At 44.4% G+C, this 17,414-nt stretch carries 14 protein-coding genes and 1 other RNA gene; 9 read left to right on the forward strand and 6 right to left on the reverse strand.

Features of this window, described 5'->3' with window-relative positions:
• Nucleotides 1-555 precede the first annotated feature (555 nt).
• The 4 genes from VNK96_09730 (at nt 556) to VNK96_09745 (ending at nt 3,004) form a co-directional block, all read left to right on the forward strand.
• Nucleotides 556-1,128 (forward strand): hypothetical protein, encoded by a 573-nt coding sequence (locus tag VNK96_09730; GenBank protein HWP31985.1) that lies wholly within the window; start codon nt 556-558, stop codon nt 1,126-1,128.
• A 26-nt stretch (nt 1,129-1,154) separates the two neighbouring features.
• Nucleotides 1,155-1,385 carry a hypothetical protein gene (locus tag VNK96_09735; GenBank protein HWP31986.1) on the forward strand — a complete coding sequence of 77 codons (231 nt, stop codon included), beginning with the start codon at nt 1,155-1,157 and terminating at the stop codon, nt 1,383-1,385.
• A 264-nt stretch (nt 1,386-1,649) separates the two neighbouring features.
• Nucleotides 1,650-2,261: a hypothetical protein gene (locus VNK96_09740; protein HWP31987.1), complete on the forward strand. Its 612-nt coding sequence runs from the start codon at nt 1,650-1,652 to the stop codon at nt 2,259-2,261.
• Nucleotides 2,262-2,398: 137 nt separating this feature from the next.
• Nucleotides 2,399-3,004, forward strand: coding sequence for a hypothetical protein (locus VNK96_09745; GenBank protein ID HWP31988.1), 606 nt, complete (start codon nt 2,399-2,401; stop codon nt 3,002-3,004).
• 277 nt (nt 3,005-3,281) lie between these two features.
• On the opposite strand, the gene VNK96_09750 is transcribed toward VNK96_09745, so the two are convergent.
• Nucleotides 3,282-4,925, reverse strand: coding sequence for a hypothetical protein (locus tag VNK96_09750; protein ID HWP31989.1), 1,644 nt, complete (start codon nt 4,923-4,925; stop codon nt 3,282-3,284).
• A 327-nt stretch (nt 4,926-5,252) separates the two neighbouring features.
• Between VNK96_09750 and VNK96_09755 the strand changes: the two genes are divergently transcribed.
• Nucleotides 5,253-6,650 (forward strand): sialidase family protein, encoded by a 1,398-nt coding sequence (locus VNK96_09755; GenBank protein HWP31990.1) that lies wholly within the window; start codon nt 5,253-5,255, stop codon nt 6,648-6,650.
• Between the two features lie 268 nt (nt 6,651-6,918).
• Here the strand turns inward: VNK96_09755 and VNK96_09760 are convergent, their stop codons facing one another.
• On the reverse strand, nt 6,919-7,275 hold the full coding sequence (locus tag VNK96_09760; protein HWP31991.1) for a hypothetical protein: 357 nt from the start codon (nt 7,273-7,275) through the stop codon (nt 6,919-6,921).
• A gap of 222 nt (nt 7,276-7,497) precedes the next feature.
• On the opposite strand from VNK96_09760, the gene ssrA reads away from it, so the two are divergent.
• Both ssrA and VNK96_09770 read left to right on the forward strand, forming a co-directional pair.
• Nucleotides 7,498-7,843, forward strand: a transfer-messenger RNA (tmRNA) gene (ssrA, locus tag VNK96_09765).
• A 14-nt stretch (nt 7,844-7,857) separates the two neighbouring features.
• The gene (locus tag VNK96_09770; GenBank protein HWP31992.1) at nt 7,858-9,000 is read left to right on the forward strand and encodes an endonuclease NucS domain-containing protein; all 1,143 of its coding nucleotides are present in this window, start codon (nt 7,858-7,860) and stop codon (nt 8,998-9,000) included.
• A gap of 31 nt (nt 9,001-9,031) precedes the next feature.
• Here VNK96_09770 and VNK96_09775 read toward each other — a convergent pair whose 3' ends face one another.
• Nucleotides 9,032-9,745: a DUF72 domain-containing protein gene (locus VNK96_09775; GenBank protein HWP31993.1), complete on the reverse strand. Its 714-nt coding sequence runs from the start codon at nt 9,743-9,745 to the stop codon at nt 9,032-9,034.
• Nucleotides 9,746-9,988: 243 nt separating this feature from the next.
• Between VNK96_09775 and VNK96_09780 the strand changes: the two genes are divergently transcribed.
• Complete coding sequence (locus VNK96_09780) at nt 9,989-12,649, forward strand: EAL domain-containing protein (protein ID HWP31994.1); 2,661 nt, start codon at nt 9,989-9,991, stop codon at nt 12,647-12,649.
• A gap of 133 nt (nt 12,650-12,782) precedes the next feature.
• Here VNK96_09780 and VNK96_09785 read toward each other — a convergent pair whose 3' ends face one another.
• The gene (locus VNK96_09785) at nt 12,783-13,382 is read right to left on the reverse strand and encodes a DUF1579 family protein (GenBank protein ID HWP31995.1); all 600 of its coding nucleotides are present in this window, start codon (nt 13,380-13,382) and stop codon (nt 12,783-12,785) included.
• 686 nt (nt 13,383-14,068) lie between these two features.
• On the opposite strand from VNK96_09785, the gene VNK96_09790 reads away from it, so the two are divergent.
• Nucleotides 14,069-14,872, forward strand: coding sequence for a hypothetical protein (locus VNK96_09790; GenBank protein ID HWP31996.1), 804 nt, complete (start codon nt 14,069-14,071; stop codon nt 14,870-14,872).
• Between the two features lie 69 nt (nt 14,873-14,941).
• On the opposite strand, the gene VNK96_09795 is transcribed toward VNK96_09790, so the two are convergent.
• Both VNK96_09795 and asnS read right to left on the reverse strand, forming a co-directional pair.
• Nucleotides 14,942-15,889: an arginine deiminase-related protein gene (locus VNK96_09795; GenBank protein HWP31997.1), complete on the reverse strand. Its 948-nt coding sequence runs from the start codon at nt 15,887-15,889 to the stop codon at nt 14,942-14,944.
• A 46-nt stretch (nt 15,890-15,935) separates the two neighbouring features.
• Nucleotides 15,936-17,324 (reverse strand): asparagine--tRNA ligase, encoded by a 1,389-nt coding sequence (gene asnS, locus VNK96_09800; GenBank protein ID HWP31998.1) that lies wholly within the window; start codon nt 17,322-17,324, stop codon nt 15,936-15,938.
• Nucleotides 17,325-17,414: the final 90 nt, after the last annotated feature.

A 17,414-nucleotide genomic window follows, 5' to 3' on the forward strand; every position in this document is an offset into this window, starting at 1 on the left:
TCGTTATTCTGGTGGGGAATGCCTTATGCGCCTTTGGGAGTTCCACTAGGTGGTGCACTAATTATAAGCACTACATTGATGAGTACATTAACGTGGGATAAACTTATCATTGGTGTATTTATTCCTTTTGTTTGCGTCATGGTTGGAAATTGGATTTTGAGTTTGGTTAGATGAAATGTTTTCAACGTTGGAAACCGGATTCATTGCGGAAGAGGAAGTTAGTTATAGTTCAGAAAGAACGGGTGCTTCCGCTTTTATCATGCGGATACGAAGAATTTTTCGACCTCCTCCTCGAAGGTTCCCCCTGCTTCGCAAGGGAACCGGTTTTTGTTTATCGCTCGGTGATAAAATTCGGTGATAAAATATCCATATTCCAGATTGGGATAGAAGGAATTTCGTACCGATGTCTACGAACGGGCAGTTTCGACGTTTCAGGAAAGTTGCATTGCGGGAATAATAATCGAGCTTTTTAATGCGGTTCGAGAATGGAGAAGATAGCATAGGACGTAACAGAGAGTCAATCCCAACGTACTAAAACATTGACAACAGGTCGACATGAGAAAAGAAAACGAAAAATTTTTGATTGACATTAAAGACGCGTTTGCTGATGTCATAGAATCCTTTTCTATGTCAGACCCAATTATAAGGTTTGAGGATGAAATGGGTGTCAGTGTAGAATTAAAGAACCAAACATCAGGAATTTTAATCGGGAAGCAGGAGTTTGAAGGGTTTGGTGTATTTATTTGTAAACTCGTAGATGGTCAAATTATCATACCATTCGGAGCGATTACAGAACAATCTGATGTATACATTGTTCCGATAGAAACTATTGCCGAACTACGCGGCGGAAGATACAAAGGACCAAAAATTGACGCATTTAGCATTCATAAAGACCAGCCTCTAATCCTCCGAGAATATGCGCGAATGGTGAAGAATTATGCTCATGATTTTTTGAGCGGCGATTTCAGTGAATGGGAATACGTTCTATCCGAGTATAAAAAAAGGATGGCAGCGTTGCATGAAGAAGCGCATACTCCTAATAAGCCTCGTCTTTCTGTGCCGTGTTTGGTGATAGGTGTAGTTATTTTTGTTCTTTTTATCATGTGCAATAGAAGTTGTCATATGTGAATGCTAGCGATAATCTTAGGTTTGATATGAAAAAGAAAATCTCGTGGACGGATGTGGTTTCTCCTGTTCTTACGGTCACGAAGGGGGGGACGACGACGAGTTACACCCCGGGTCTTTCGGAGCGGAATATGGCGACGCAAGTTTCCCGCTTTTATCATGCGGACTTGAAGCGGGATTTTCGACCTCCTCCTCGAAGGTTCCCCCTGTTGCGCAAGGGAACCGGTTTTTGTTTATCGCTCGGTGATAAAATTCGGTGATAAAATATACATGTAGATTGGAATAGAAGGAATTTCGTGCCGATGTCTACGAACGGGCAGTTTCGACGTTTCAGGAAAGTTGCATTGCGGGAATAATAATCGAGCTTTTTTATGCGGTTCGAGAATGGAGAAGATAGCATAGGACGTAACAGAGAGTCAATTCCAACGTACTAATATTGACAACAGGTCGACATGCGAAAAGAAAACGAAAAATTTTTGATTGACATTAAAGACGCGTTTGCTGACGTAATACAATCATTTTCAATGTCAGAGCCAACTATAAGAAATGAAGACGCAATGGGTGTCAGTATAGAACTAAAAAACAAAGCAGCCGCTATATTAATCGATAAGCAGGATTACGAAGGGCTCAATGTATGGATATGTAAACTCGTAGATGGTCAAATTATCATACCATTCGGAGCGATTACAGAACAATCTGATGTATACATTGTTCCGATAGAAACTATTGCCGAACTACGCGGTGGAAGATATAATGGACCAAAGGTTGACGCATTTATCAGTCAGAAAGATCAGCCTCTAATCCTCCGAGAATATGCGCGAATGGTGAAGAATTATGCTCATGATTTTTTGAGCGGCGATTTCAGTGAATGGGAATACGTTCAATCTGAGTATAAAAAGGGAATAGAAGAGTCAGAGGTGGAATGGCGCTCGAAGGGATTTCTTCGTCAATTATGGGATATCTTCGGATGGAAAGAAGCAGTAGAGGATTGGCGTTCGAAAGGATATCCTCGACCAGTGTGGAATATTATTCAATTCTTGCTAATGTTATGTATTTTTATCTTCGTTCTCGTTTTCATATTATCTGCTTTTATAATCATGATTCCGTCGAGATTATTCCGAAAGGGAATAAAATGAAAGTCTTAATTACTCGACAACGTTATTCAAAAGTCTCATTGGTGGACTCGGTCAAGGAATACTTTTATTCCATTCGCCTTCCCTTTTTGGGATGATGAGAATCGTCCAATGACTGCTCCAATTGTTTCTGATGAAATATGATGGAAGAATCACCTGTCCGAAAAGGTTTAGAGTTGTTGCTCCACGGATGTGCAGAGCTGGAGGAAGTTTACTGGAGTTTAAAAAAAATCTCTCGTTCCGAAAGGGAAATGAGCAGAATCGACAAGTGGATTATCGAAACTCTTTTGTCGGCTTGGGCAGATACAGGATATTCTAATGGTTACTTTGCAACGTATAAGGAACTCGACTGGTTGTGGGCAACATATTTACTGGCATCTACGAAACTACGAGAAGACGTTCAAAATCGGCTCGGGCACATCGTAATCGTTGCTCCTATAGATTTTGCATCCTTCGACTTGATTGGCGAACTCAGGCAGATAGTCGATTTTATTCCATTCCATGCACCTGTACATGTAAGAATAAAATATTTGTTATGTGTCCTTTGTAAAATTTCGTATCATCATCCAGAAATGACGAGTGCAGCTACAAAGATAATAGATAAAAGTTATGATTTACTTCCTATAGAATTGCATGCAGTTTCCGTTTTAAACAAGTTGTCCTCCTTAGGAGAGTTCGAGTACGCTCAGGAAATTGGTAAGCTTCGTGAAGAGATTGTACATTTTTTAATGGGTTTGATGCGCTGAGGAGGGCAAGCCGAGCGCTTCGATGAGAGCACAGCGAAACAGATACGCTGGAAATTTATATGAAGTAAATCTCGAAAGCGGGAAAAATCGCGTATTTGTTCATCTTTGTCGTATGTGAATATATCAATTCCGGATTCGAGGAATTTCGTGCCGATGTCTAAGAATGGACGAACTCGTTGCAAAGTCTCTAAAGTTTCGATGGAGTGATTCTATAAAATATGGCAGACCCTTCAGGTTTATGGTTTATAGAATCGCTTAAAACGGCATAATCCGCTGTCTATTTTTTCAAGCGTTCCAATCTCTTCATTCGGTGGCGCCAGAGGGATTCTGAATTCTCATCACCTCTGCCGTGTTCCAGCCAACTGCGCACGACTTTGTAGTCCTCGTACCCTTTCCTTACCGCCTTTACTTCCCAATCGAAGTCGTAAGTTCCGTTGCCTTTGTGAAGTTCTTTTACCGTAAATTCTTGAGTGGACTTGTTAGTAACTGCTAAACCAAGGGAATCTTCCGAAAGAGGTGTCAGCATGACTGTTATTTCCTTTTCCGAAGCGAGTGCGGAAAAGTGCTCAGGCAATATGACTTCTGCTTTGCCATTTACAAGGGTAGCAGTTCCCCGAACATACATAGCAGCCTCGGGTCCTTCGATGCAAGCGTACCAAATGTCGGTTTCTGGATTGTTTGGATTAACCTCTCTGAAATTCTTGACATCTGCGTATATATAACCTGTTTGCTGGCTGGAATACACCTGAGCCACGGGTACTCCCCCATATGTGCTAATTCTGAGGTCGCCTTCGTAATTTGTTCCATCAAAATTACCACGAAGAGTCCAAATAGAAGCGGAGTTGCTTCCAACTTGCCTTATACTAGATTCAAAGGAATTGATTCGAATTCCGGCTGGACTAATATAGCTGAAAAACGCTTCCCCATCTACCGTGAGATGGTAAGGGTTTATAGGGTCTGCATTTATCCCAAGATTGGCTATCTTAACCGAGGAGGGAAAATTCGTAAATCCGTCCGACTTACGCACGGTTATTCTATCGCCACCGCAATAAAGCTTCCAGGTGTTGTCTGCGCCATCATAGTAATGGTAGGCATCGACAACTCCCGCGGTAGAGTATCCGTAAAATGGTCTCCCTGTATCACCAGTAAGTGCATACATACCAGCGAAGCCCGATGCATTCGAACTTCCGATTCCAAACACTTCTGCTGAAGTTACCTTTGAGGTTCTGCCAACTCCTAGGAAGCCGCTAAAGTATCCTTGTCCAAGGAAGTATCCAGCATAACCGTTCGGACTATCAACGAAGCCTTGGACACCAAAGGTGTTGCCACTATCTGCAGTAGCATGGCCCCTGATAGCGGCACCCCCACTTCCATCGGTTTTTGCGAGGAGACCCATGCCAGATGTGTCGGTCGTAGATGTTGTTAAAGCAATCGAAGCCGATGTGACTATTTCAAGGGGGTAGATAGGATTGTTTTTGCCGATCCCTATTTTCCCAGCAAGCAGAGTGCCGCTGATGTTCGCATGTCCAATTTGTTGGATTCCTGGTGTTTCGTCTTGCAGCATGACTACCCCTATTGGTTTTGGGGTTTGATCTTGGAGAACACCAGGAGCCGCTATTTCAGGGGGGGTTAGATACAAATAATATTCTTCTCCCCGAGGCAAAGATACGTTTCGAAGCTGCGTGGAATACGTGTTGTCTTCGATACGTGCCTTCGAAACAGCACGATAAATGAATTCCTTCGATTGTTTATCATAAAAATTGAAGGCGAGCGAGATTTCCCCATCAGGAATAGTCTTGTCAGTGATTTTTCCGAATAATGCGACATCATGTGAATTTGAAGGTTCGGCTCTTTCGAAAACTAAAAAATTCAACAAAAAAGATAAACAAACAGCGCAAAAGATGCTCGATATGAACTTCATAATCTTCTCCTTAATAATTCGATTCAGCCAGGTGCTGTTAGAAATACGAGGCTCTTTGATTCTCCTAAACTCTAAGTTCCTTTGGTGTCGAATTATCCTCCCCCACTGAAGCAGGGACGAACGCCCAAAAGCATATTTTTCACTTTACCACACAAATCTACTAAAAATGTCAACCGCTGTGCGTATTTCGCGTATTTTTCGATTATTTTACGCTCGTGCATACTTTTATCCCGCTCGAAGTAGGAGGCGCGCGAACTTAATTCCTCGTTTCTTCCGACAAAAACATGGCTATCTTGGCTGGCTTAGCCAAAAAGGAGAAATGTTTTCATGAAGAAGATTCTTATTTTGTTACCTCTTTTACTTAGTTTCTCTCTCCTGCCTTTGAACGCAGGGACAAGTCCTCAAGGCAGAATTATCCTGGAGACACCGCCTACCCGCGGACATGTCGAACCCGGCTTGCGGATTCTGTCCACTTCTGGGAGCCATACATATAGAGGAAGGAGCATTTCCCAGGTCAATGTGGACTCTTCAGGGCTGAACATCATTGGGGATGCCGCAAATGAGCCCTCTCTCACTTTCAATCCCCTTGCGCCGAACGAAGTCGCTGTCAATTGGAGGCAATTCGATAGCATTACCTCCGATTTCCGCGAAGCAGGGCTGGGAATTACGACCGACGGGGGCGAAACCTGGACGATGACGACACTCGATAACGGAAAATTCCGCAGTGACCCCGTAATGCGGAGAAGCGAAAAGGCTGGATTATGGTTGTACTGCAGTCTCAACGTTTCTGGAGGAAATTACAACGTTCATTTCTTCAAGGCTTCTGAAATCGGACTCAATTGGAGCAATCCGATTTATGCATATGGTTCGGACAAACAGTGGTTTACCGTAGACAATTGGCCCAATAGCATCGGCTACGGAAACATTTATATGTCGTATAGCACGCTCGAAGGAGAAAATTTTACGCGTTCGACGACCGATGCCGATAGTTGGATGAGTCCTATCGCGATTCCTAACGGTTGCGTTTGGGGGCAACTCGATGTCTCTCGCGATGGCACTTTGCATCTTGCAGGTCTCGCAAGCCCTGCATATTCGAGCAGTTCTTTTCGATACGCGCGTTCCAGCAATGCCAAATACAAAGATCAAACACCGACATTCGACCTTCTCAAGAATCTAAATATGGGGGGGACACTCGAATACGGGTCGAACGTGAATCCGATTGGTTTGATGGGGCAAGTGAATATTTCGTGCGACCGGACTCCTACACCTGGCCCAAAGCCGATTTATGTGCTCTGCTCCGTAAACCCCCCCGATAGCGACCCTTGCGATGTGCATATCATTCGCAGTTTGGATAATGGAAGTTCGTGGAGTAGTCCCGTACGAGTGAACTCCGTGCGAACCGGTTATCAGTGGCTTGCGGCGATGGATGTCGCACCGAATGGAAGGATAGACGTCGTTTGGTATGACACACAAAACGACCCGACGAACAAAAAATCGCAACTCTACTATTCTTTTTCCTTCAACGGTGGGATGAATTGGGCTCCTGCTCAAGCCATCACCGAGCCTTTCGACCATACCCTCGGATACCCGGGGGGGAACCAAAAGATGGGTGATTATATAGACATACAATCGGATTACAACGATGTGCACGTTGCCTTTACGGCGACGTTTAATCTCGAGCAGGATGTCTACTACGTCCGTATTCGGGTTCCCGGAAGAAAGTAAAGCACCCTAATTTGACTTCATAAGTATGATTTCCCTTGTTTATCAAGGGAATCGAACTTTTGTTTTCCTCTTTTTTGCTCGGGGGGGTTGATTCGAGAATAGTGAAAGCTCACTTGCTTCGCTCGTCATCATATCTCTTTTGTCTGTCCCATAGCACAGGCTCGCGAAACGAGAGGTTGGCTGTTAAGAAAGCAAAGAATAGATAAACGCGAGTTTCTCGACTCGTTTCAGTCGAGTTTTTAGTTGGTTTACTGATTCGAGGGCTTCGTTATTTCTTGCGTTTCGTTGCTTTTTTCTTGCTCGCCTTCCTTTTGCCGCCGAGTTTCAGAAACATCTCTGCGTATTCTTTTCCGTAGAGGGGTTGAATCATTTGGCTTTGTTTCCCGAAAGGCTTACGTACCGGAAAGCCGGCTTCCCGCAAAGCATTCCGAATCTCGTTCAGTTCTTTGTTATTGAAGGCGACGAAGCGTACTTCGTACCCCTTTTTGTAGGCGTATTTGGAGCGTGCGGTCTTCCGCTTGTCCGGCAATCGCAGGTAGCCGTTTCTTCGGAAATAGGATATGAGTTTTGCGAGGGCTGCCCGAGACTTCACCGAGCCCCCCTTCTTAGCGGTAGTTTTTCTCATGGGGGGGATTATACACGAAAAAGCGTTAAAATTTCGCCCCCCACCTGGAAAATCGCCCCCTCGGAGAGGGGTGGGATAGCTTTTATCGATGTGCGTCGTTTATGGGTCAGATAGGTTCTTATCTTTTTTCCAGTAGGGGTCTAAGCGTCAATTACCTAAAAATACCGAAAACGAGGGATACTGCAGGATGCTGGCAGCGTTCTATAATATGGAATACCCTATGGGGGCGACCGGTTTCGACAGAGCTGGTCGGCTTCACGGTAGCGAGCCGAGGTGCCGCGAGCCTCGTAAAAAAGCGGCAAAAAAGTAACTGCGAATCAATACGCATACGCTGCTTAAAAACAGCCGTCCGTGAGAACCGAGCCGGTAGGTTCGAAACGGGCGTCGCCAAATCCGGATAGTGTGGGAAGCCGCTTCCCGAGGCGACTCACGCGAAAAGAAACGGGATAGCCGAGAGGTAGCCTGTCTGCCGGAGAATCTCTCGGCGAAAGAAAAGCGCAGACTACGCTCGTAGCGACCGGAAGTGCACCGACTTTGGAAGGGGGTTCGATTCCCCCCGCCTCCACCAGACAGGAGATTTAGATGGATAAGGTGAGGTTGCAACAACTTTTCAACTCTTTTTTGAACACATACGATTTCGCGAAAAAAGATGCAGTTTGGGCAGAGCAACGCGATAGATTCAGACAATTCTGGAACGATAAAATCCTTTCTCCTAGCAGTGAGCTGAATGATATAGAACTAGACCAAATAATACGGATTTTAGATAGGGCAGGAAAAGGAAATACAGAAATTAGTGAAGCAATCGCAAGGGTGGGGATTGCAATAGGTGAATGGCGAAGAATGTTCAAAGAAATAAAAAAACGACCAGAATTTTCAAAAACGCTCAATAGCATTTTTTTGGAGAACGACATTGACAAGAAAGCGGAAAAAATAGATGAGTTATATAAATTGAATGAGGAATATAAGCGAAATGGGAAAAAGCATATACGAAGCTTGACAGGTGATAAAGGTGCGGCTATCTGTACCATGTTGGCGGCTTTTGATCCTTTTCAGAACCTTTCCGTGGTGACATTAAAAGATAGAGAGAGCCTTTGTAACTACTTTGGTCTCGATAAAGAAATAAATTTTTCGACAGACAGTGTCGGCAGAAAAATTACATTATCCAATCAGAAACTTATTAATTTGTTTAGAGATTACGGCATTAATTATTCCGCGAGAACAATTGATCGGTTTTTTTATTGGCCAGAGTTTAAAACCTTATGGAAACCTACAGAACTAGAAGAAGATGAGCCCCTTCCTGAATCATTTGACGAGCAAGAAAACCTCGCCGGGTTATTTTATATGGAAAGACAATTAGAAGACTTTCTTATTGAAAACTGGGACAAAACTGAGCTTGGAAAGAAATATGAACTAATTGAAGAAAATGGCGAATTAGTGAGTCAGCAATACAAGACAGGCATAGGAAAAATCGATATATTGGCTAAAGATAAAAAAACTGGTGAACTCGTGGTAATCGAACTGAAAAGAAATCAAAGCAGCGATGATACTGTTGGACAGCTAACTCGGTATATGGGTTGGATTGAGGAAAATAAACAAATAGCTACCAAAGGGGTAATTATAGCAGGCCAATTCGATGAACGTCTTAAATATGCGTTGAGGAAATTAAACGATGTGGAAGTTTATTTATATGAAGTGGATTTCAAGCTGAAAGAATTTAAAGAGTAAAAAATGATGGGGGGGTCTTCTCGCTTTCTGGTTATAATCGAGCAAAATACTTCAATAACTTCTTTCCCCATTCCCATGGGCGAGTAACTTCTTCTTCGTGCTTACAAAATACGTAACAATCTTTTCCGATAGATTTCAATCTTTTTGCCCAATCTTTCAGTTCCTTATCACTATAATCACTTTTTCTAAGACGCACGTATACGAACCGCGCCGTGTCTTTATACATTGCTTCTTTCTCATCGGTTTCCACCATTGCCCATGCTATTTCGTACGAACGCAATAAATTTTCTACTTCAGGGATGTTCCAAGAATCGTGTCGAAATTCTATAGCCCAAACCCCTTCCGGTATGTCTTTCAGGAAATTTTCGAGCAGACCCTCCTTTCTTTTTAGGTTGGGGGGGAGTTGAATGAGAATCGGACCTAATTTGTGCGCTTTCTTCAACGGTTCTAAACGGGAAAGCATGAATTGTAACGAACGAATGGATTCGGGATGCAAGCGCATGATGTGCGTGATGTCGCGATGCGCTTTGGGGCAAAATTGAAAACCTTCCGGTGTCGCGCGGTTCCATTCCGACACCATTTTTTCCGAAGGCATTCGATACCATGTTCCGTCGAGTTCTACTGCATCGAATTGCGTTGCGTAGTATTCTAAAAATTGATTCTGCTTTAGGTTTTTCGGATAGAATTTCCCCTCGCCCTGCCACTCTTTGTAAGAGTATCCGGAGAGACCGACGTGAAGATTCATTGCTGATAGTATATATTTTCTTCTTCGATGAATATACGAGAGAGGGAGATATTGGGCGAGCGGGCTGTACTCCTAAGTGCTAATCCCCCCCGCAGATACGAATAAGATATCGGTTTATGAGGGAAAAATGCGGCATATTCCTGCCGAGTGCTCTTCACCCTTTCCTCGTCTCTCTAAAGAGCAAGGAGGGATAGAGTACTTTTTTCCCAATTTTCCATCAAAATTTAGCGAAGTTAAGTAAAAATGAAGAGGCACCTCAGAACGGTTTTCTTGGGTGTTGGGGTTTTGATGAGAAAAACAGGGAAGCCAGCAGCCACAGTCTTTCTTATTGTCATAGTAGCGGCTCTATATTTCGGGGTAGGCAAATTAGGGCTGGCTTTTGCGTATTTTCACGCCAGCGCTTCCCCGGTTTGGCCCGCCGCTGGACTCGCGCTCTCTGTTCTCCTGTCTTTCGGGTACAGGGTCTTTCCGGGCGTTTTTCTCGGCGCTTTTCTCGTAAATGCGACCACGAGTGGTGATATTCCGACTTCGCTGGGTATTGCTTGTGGGAACACGCTCGAAGCGCTGACGGGTGCTCTTTTAATCAATCGCTTTGCAGGTGGCATCCATGTCTTCGAAAAACCCGAACGTGTTCTTACATTCGCTCTTGCTGCTTTATTCAGCAGCATGATAAGCCCTACAATCGGGGTAACGAGTTTAGCTTTGGGAGGATTGGCGGAATGGGGGAATTACTGGGGAATATGGCTGACGTGGTGGCTGGGAGATTTGTCGGGAATTATAATTGTATCACCCTTACTAATTCTTTGGGGAGCAAACCCTAAAATCGATTGGGAGTTCCAAAACAATGCACGGATCATTGAAGCGAGCGTGGCGATGACCCTGCTTTCCGTTTCCGCTGTGTTCGTTTTTGGGGGGGTGCTTTCGAAGACTCAAGAATACATGCAACCTTTTCTTACCATTCCTCCTTTGTTATGGATCGCATTTCGTTTTTCACGTAAGGCGACTTCCTTCGCTGTACTTTTACTCGGGTGGGTAGCCTTGCTCGGTACATTATCAGGGGGGGGTGCTTTGGTCGAAGGCTTAGGATTGAACGTCGCCTTGGTTATCAGTCAAATTTTTGTCGCAGTCGCTTCCGTTATGGCAATGCTACTTTCTACGGCAATATATAGCCAACGACAGGCTGAAAACGCCATACGTGAAAGTGCAGAGCGTTTCGAGAGTTTGGCAAACAGTTCTCCCGCTATGATATGGGTTTCTAACGAAGAAGGCTTATATACCTTTTTGAATAAAACTTGGCTTGATTTCACCGGAACGAGCACCCATGAAACCACGGGAATCGGCTGGACGAATAGCGTTCACCCTGAAGACGTAGATAACTTCATCGAAAGATATCTCACCGCTTTCGAGAAACGAGAAAGTTTCGCGATGGATTACCGTTTGCGCCACAAAGACGGCTCTTATCGTTGGGTTCTCAACTCCGGTGTGCCGCGATTTCTACCGAATGGGGAATTCGTGGGATATGTGGGAACTTGTATAGATATCACCGAACGGAAACAGTTCGAGGAACAATTGCGACGTGAGGCAATTCTCGACCCGTTGACCGGTCTTTCGAATCGTTTGCTCTTTTTGGACCAACTCGAACAATGTTTGAAAAATCATCAAAATGACGAACCCACCTTTGCAGTGCTCTTTTTCGATGTGGATCGGCTCAAATTGATTAATGATTCACTCGGACACGGAGCAGGTGATGCCTTGCTTATCGAAATCGGGAGAAGAATCATTGGGGTGCTGCGTCCAGGAGATACATTTTCGAGAATTTCCGGAGATGAGTTCGCAATACTTTTGAGAGGTATTCGAAAGGCGTCCGATGCCGAAAGCATCGCAGAAAGGATTCAGATGGCTCTCAAAGAACCGTTTCTTCTTTTCGGTCAAGAGGTGTTTATCAGCGTGAGTGTCGGAATCGTTCTCGGCAATGATACGTATCAACGTCCCGAGGAGATTTTGCGGGATGCCGATGCCTCGATGTATCGAGCGAAAAGGCTCGGTCGCAATCGGCATGTTATTTTCGATAGCGAACAATGCGATTACCCGATGGATACTCTTCAAATGGAGACAGATTTGCGCCGAGCCTTGGAACGCAAGGAGATGATGATTTATTATCAGCCTATTTATTCATTGGAATCGGGCGAGTTGCGGAGTTTCGAAGCGCTCATTCGATGGAATCATCCCCTACAAGGATTACTTTTGCCCGCGCAATTCATTCATTTGGCGGAAGATTGCGGAACAATTTGGAGTCTCGACCGTTGGGTTTTGCGCGAAACCTGCAAGCAAATCCGAGATTGGCGGAAATTTCATCCCGACGCTCGGGCTTTTCCCGTCAGCGTAAATCTCTCTCCGCGATTGTTTTCTCAAAGAGAATTCGTGAATGAGATCGAGGAGATTCTGCAAGAGACGGAATTGAAAGGAGAAGACATCCAACTCGAAATAACAGAGAGAAGTTTCATGGAGAAACACGAAGAAGTTGCAGAAACGATTCGAAGATTGCGAGAAATGGGAATTAAAATATTGCTCGATGATTTCGGAATCGGTTTTTCGTCGTTGAGTTATCTACATCGTTTTCCGATTGACGGTGTGAAAATAGACCGGTCGTTCGTTACGGTTATGGTGGAAGAGAATCAGGGGCGTCAAGTGGTGTATGCGATGATTCAACTCGCCCACGCTCTCGGTTTAAGTGTAGTTGCAGAAGGCGTGGAAACACCGGAACAACTCGAAGCACTTCGTAAAGCCGAATGCGAGTACGCACAAGGTTATTTACTCGGTTATCCGATGGATAAAGAGGCTACGTGTATTTTTATTATCGAGAATGGCGGAAGCAAACTCCAGCATGAAATAAAATTGATATAAGTCCTATACCTATATCTCGCATAAGGCTCCTTATAACATGCATGTTTATATAATGTATAAAAGCCTCATCTGCTCCCGCAATTGAGGCTTTCGACTTAAAAACAATTATTTCTTATCGTATCGCTGCGTCGTATCACTGCGAAGATACACTTAAGTTGGTTTTCCCGCGCGTGTAGACGCTTTCTATTTGTTTTACAAAGTCACCTCTACCTTTCGTCTGTAGGAGGAAATTGACCTCATTTTGGTTTTTCTTTTCGTAGGTAATGCGGATGATGGCATCTCCCATTCCAGGCATTGAGTAAGGCTTACTCGTGAACACTAAACGGTTGCCTTCCAGGATGCCTTCCAATTCTATTGGTTGCATAGACGGGGTATCGGACCATCTGACATCGAACCACCAGGCTCGATACTTCTTTGATTGATTGTCATAGGTAATGAGCAACATGCCTTCGAAGTACGTGATGAAAGAAATATCTTCGTGCTTTCCCATTCTTTTCATAGAACCTTTGTAATTCCCTTGAAGGAAAGTCCCGGATAGGGCTTTTTGAAAGGAAATCTCCATAGTCCCTTCGTAAGGTTCTGGACTGCTACCGTAGTATTTTTCTTTCGTATTCCAATTACCGAGGAGGAACTCGATTTTTTTCAATTCCTCAGGTACGTGCGGGTTTTCTATTATTTGAGCAAAGGCAGAAAACGCAAAAAGAACAATCAAAAATGGGCTCATGTTTTTCATTGCTTTTCTCCTATGTCGAGATTTTTCATACTGTCCGTTTGGACGTGTACGAAGAATACCTTATCGGGAGAGTCTTAAAGACCACGCATCCATTCCTCAACATCTTCCGCTGTTGATGTGCCTTTAAAAATCGCGCCTTTCGGCGCTCCCACGAATTTCTTTCCTCGTTTCCGAACTCCGTTCGCGACTCACGGCGCTCCTTAAGGATTTTCCTTGTTTCCTCGTTATCCTCGTTTCCAAACTCCGTTTGGAAACGCACCTTTCTGTTCGAGGCGTGCTAAAAAATTTTATGCTTCAACTTCTTTATTATTATGCCTCAACTGCTCCTGCAGTTGAGGCTTTCTCTGGAGGAAATATTTTTTATCGTATCATTTGGAGATGCTCCTAGTTATTTTCCGTTTCACACGCGCTCTATTTGACCGCGTGTGAAAGAATCTTGGTAAACAGCGTGGTATAGTTTCGCGGTGCGCTCAGATAAGGAGTTTCGAATCTCGCGAAGAGATTTCATAAAATCCGTGAGCTCATTTGGGGCATCTTTCTTTTTCGCACGAATCTCACTGGATACTCTGCAGGACAAGACGCGGAGCGGTACCTTCGAATATTGTTGGACTCCATTGCTCGACCATTATTTTTTCCTTCGTTTTTCCATAGCGTCTAAAAACCCACCGAAAGGGTGGGAGGAAGCTTTGAAAGAATTTCAAAAAGCGCAATCGTTGCTCTCCGAGCCTTTCGGATTTGCTCTCATAGATGGCATCGTCACTGGATTCGAAGATTACGAAAAACTGGAAAATTATGCAATGAAAGCACCGGAGAAATCTTCTCGTGGAAGCCTACTTCGTGTACCATTAGAGAGCATTGCGAAAGCAATGAGACTATCACGCCCTTTATATGAAAAGAATTTGAAGCAAAAACATAAAGAACAGTTTCAAAAGAAGTTACAGGATATCGAAAAAGGTTTTTCGCCCCATGAACAAGACGTGGTCGATTTTATGATTCGAGGTCTTCGTTTCCCGAAGGAAACACTTCGTGTACCAATTATTTTGGTCGCATTCGCGCCGCATCCGGGGGGGTTGACCGTTCGTTCTTCTAATAATGGTGCAGTTTGTATTATCGGTATGTCGCAATTTTCTGGGTCGACCTTTTACGAGGCTATTGTACATGAATCTATTCACGCTTTCGATGCGACTTTTGCATCGAGCGACAATGCGTTGAGTATGTTGAGAGAAATGTTATTGCGTAATGGGGTCGGGCGTGAAGACGCGATTTATCGAAACTTGCCTCACACTCTTATGTTTGTTCATTCCGCTGAAGCAATACGAAAATATGTTAATAGAAAGCATCGACCTTATGGTGAAACAAGCGGATATTATTCGAAGATGGGCAAGATTTCTGAGCTCGTCGAAACGCACTGGCAAGAATATTTGAAGAAGGGAGATAATTTAGAAACAACATTGCAACTCGTTGTCGAAAAAGCCTTAAAGAATACATAGTCATGCCTCAACTTCTTCATGCCTTTTTCTTGCCTCAACTGCTCCTGCAGTTGAGGCTTTGAGGTCTAATCATGTCTTATCAACACGCGCTTTCAGTGGAGGGAAAACTTCGGCAATCATACAGCGAACACTCCCCCCTCCTATTCTTTCGATTGTCTCCACGTCTATCGGAATGATAGTCCCATAACGTTCTAGTCGCTCGATTTGTTCGTCCGTGAAACCGTTCCACGCGCGTTTCGACATAACGAGCATTCGCTCGCCTTTGATGTTTTGCAACTCGCTGATGTTGCAACAAAACGTAAGCATTTGCTCCATCGAAACCTCGAGGATTTCTTTATTCAATTTTTCTAATTCATCGCGTATGTTTTTACGATATTCCTCGGAAATCGCATCGAAACAAACCACCGCATAACGCTCGCCTACGCTCATAAGCATATTCGTGTGATAAATGGGAAGACCTTTTATCGACACGGTTGTGAAAGTGTGAAAATCGTATGGGAAATGTCGCTTTAATTCCTCGATTACCTTCAGACTGCTTCGTGGAGAGAGCGCCACAAAAACGCTAACAGTATCGTCAGCGGCAAATACGAGGCTGCCTGTACCTTCCAATGCACAATTTTCTTTTTCCCAATGCGTCAAGTCGATTACATGATTCGTGTAGTCGAAACCGATGCTCTTCAGTGCTTCGATTAAGGTTTCGGGCTGACGTTCCGCGCTGCGATTCGGTGAATGCATGGGATACAAAACGAGTTTCCCACCATAAGTGGTGAACCAATTGTTGGGGAAAACTGCATCCGGCGTTGAAACTTTCGGGCTCGAAAGCAAGACGATACGAATCCCGTTTTCTTGCAAACGCTCCACCATTTTCGTGAATTCGCGATATGCATCCTCGCGGATATGAAACGGAGTTTCACCTGCTCGTGGTTGGTTTTGGAAAACATTCGTTTCGGAAGTTTGCGGATTGAATCCGAAATGGTCGGGAGTGACCATTACGATGGTATCAGCGATTGGTTGCATAAGTTTTTAGCGAGTTATATCGAAAAATAAAACAGAATAATTTCTTTCAAAACTCCGCTTGCCCGGGTGCGCGGAAGAATGGAATGACATCGCGAATGTTTTTCATACCAGTGACGTACATCATCATTCGCTCCAACCCGAGACCGAAACCGGAATGAGGAGCAGAGCCGTATTGGCGAAGTTGCAGATACCACCAATAATCTTTCTCGTCGAGACCGCATTCGCGAATTCTGCGCAATAAAACATCATAGCGTTCTTCGCGTTGAGATCCGCCGATAATTTCACCTATTCGAGGCACCAAGACATCCATCGCTCGCACGGTTTTTTCATCGTCGTTCAAACGCATATAAAAAGCCTTGATCTCTTTCGGATAATCCGTAACGATTACCGGTCGTCCGATTTTCTTTTCCGTAAGATAGCGTTCGTGTTCGCTTTGCAAGTCGCTTCCCCAAAAAACGGGAAACTCGAAAGTTTCTCCGCTTTCTTTGAGCAATCGAATCGCTTCGGTATAGGAAATGCGCTCGAAGGCGCTATTCACCACATGTTCCAACGTTTCGAGCAAAGAAGGTTCGATTCGTTGATTGAAAAAGGCTAAATCCTTTTGACAATTTTCGAGAACGTGACGAATGAGATATTTCAAAAACTCTTCAGCGAGATTCATATTGCCTTCGATGTCGCAAAATGCCATCTCCGGCTCGATCATCCAGAATTCCGCTAAATGACGGGGGGTGTTGCTATTTTCGGCGCGAAATGTCGGTCCGAAGGTGTATACATTCGTCAATGCGAGAGCGAATGCTTCTACGTTTAATTGTCCGGATACCGTGAGATAAGTCGGTCTGCCGAAAAAATCTTCCGACCAATCGATTTGTCCTTGTATTTTCGGCGGATTTTCTAAATCGAGCGTCGTAACGCGGAATAAAGAACCTGCGCCTTCGCAGTCGTTGCTTGTGATGATAGGAGTGTGAATGTACAAAAAGCCGCGCTCGTGAAAAAATTTATGAATCGCCCAAGAGAGTTCGTTTCGAACGCGGAAGACCGCTCCGAAGGTGTTCGTGCGCGGTCTTAAATGTGCAACTTCTCGCAGAAACTCGAAAGAAGCGCCCTTTTTTTGAATTGGGTAAGTCGCAGCGTCCGCTTCCCCGAAAATTTCTACTGCTTTGGCTTGAAGTTCGACACGTTGCCCCGGAGCAGGTGACTCGACGAGTGTCCCACTGAATCGAACGCAAGCACCTATCGTGATGTGCTTGAGAGTTTGTTCATCGAATACATCGGCGGGAATCACGACTTGTAGATCGTCGAAACAACTCCCATCGTTGATTTGCACGAAATGGACACCTTTGCTATCACGCCGTGTTTTCACCCAGCCGTATGCCTCGACCTCCACGGGAGGCGTCATTTCGAGGATGTCCTTTAGATACTTGCTCCGGTAGTTCATTCGAGGAAAGATTCTACATAGTTTATAACGTTTCGGAATTCTTGAAAGAGTTCCTGCTTATGGATCTCGGCAAGACGTTCGGCAAGACGT

It is taken from the genome of Fimbriimonadales bacterium, from assembly GCA_035559795.1.
Classification (GTDB): domain Bacteria; phylum Armatimonadota; class Fimbriimonadia; order Fimbriimonadales; family ATM1; genus DATMAR01.

Bases quoted from the DNA above. Each gene is read 5' to 3' on its own strand.
- VNK96_09745 (HWP31988.1), top strand. From the start codon at position 2,399: ATGATGGAAGAATCACCTGTCCGAAAAGGTTTAGAGTTGTTGCTCCAC.
- VNK96_09750 (HWP31989.1), bottom strand. From the start codon at position 4,925: ATGAAGTTCATATCGAGCATCTTTTGCGCTGTTTGTTTATCTTTTTTG.
- VNK96_09740 (HWP31987.1), top strand. From the start codon at position 1,650: ATGTCAGAGCCAACTATAAGAAATGAAGACGCAATGGGTGTCAGTATA.
- asnS (HWP31998.1), bottom strand. From the start codon at position 17,324: ATGAACTACCGGAGCAAGTATCTAAAGGACATCCTCGAAATGACGCCT.
- VNK96_09780 (HWP31994.1), top strand. From the start codon at position 9,989: ATGAAGAGGCACCTCAGAACGGTTTTCTTGGGTGTTGGGGTTTTGATG.
- VNK96_09785 (HWP31995.1), bottom strand. From the start codon at position 13,382: ATGAAAAACATGAGCCCATTTTTGATTGTTCTTTTTGCGTTTTCTGCC.
- VNK96_09770 (HWP31992.1), top strand. From the start codon at position 7,858: ATGGATAAGGTGAGGTTGCAACAACTTTTCAACTCTTTTTTGAACACA.
- VNK96_09795 (HWP31997.1), bottom strand. From the start codon at position 15,889: ATGCAACCAATCGCTGATACCATCGTAATGGTCACTCCCGACCATTTC.
- VNK96_09730 (HWP31985.1), top strand. From the start codon at position 556: ATGAGAAAAGAAAACGAAAAATTTTTGATTGACATTAAAGACGCGTTT.
- VNK96_09760 (HWP31991.1), bottom strand. From the start codon at position 7,275: ATGAGAAAAACTACCGCTAAGAAGGGGGGCTCGGTGAAGTCTCGGGCA.
- VNK96_09735 (HWP31986.1), top strand. From the start codon at position 1,155: ATGAAAAAGAAAATCTCGTGGACGGATGTGGTTTCTCCTGTTCTTACG.
- VNK96_09775 (HWP31993.1), bottom strand. From the start codon at position 9,745: ATGAATCTTCACGTCGGTCTCTCCGGATACTCTTACAAAGAGTGGCAG.
- VNK96_09755 (HWP31990.1), top strand. From the start codon at position 5,253: ATGAAGAAGATTCTTATTTTGTTACCTCTTTTACTTAGTTTCTCTCTC.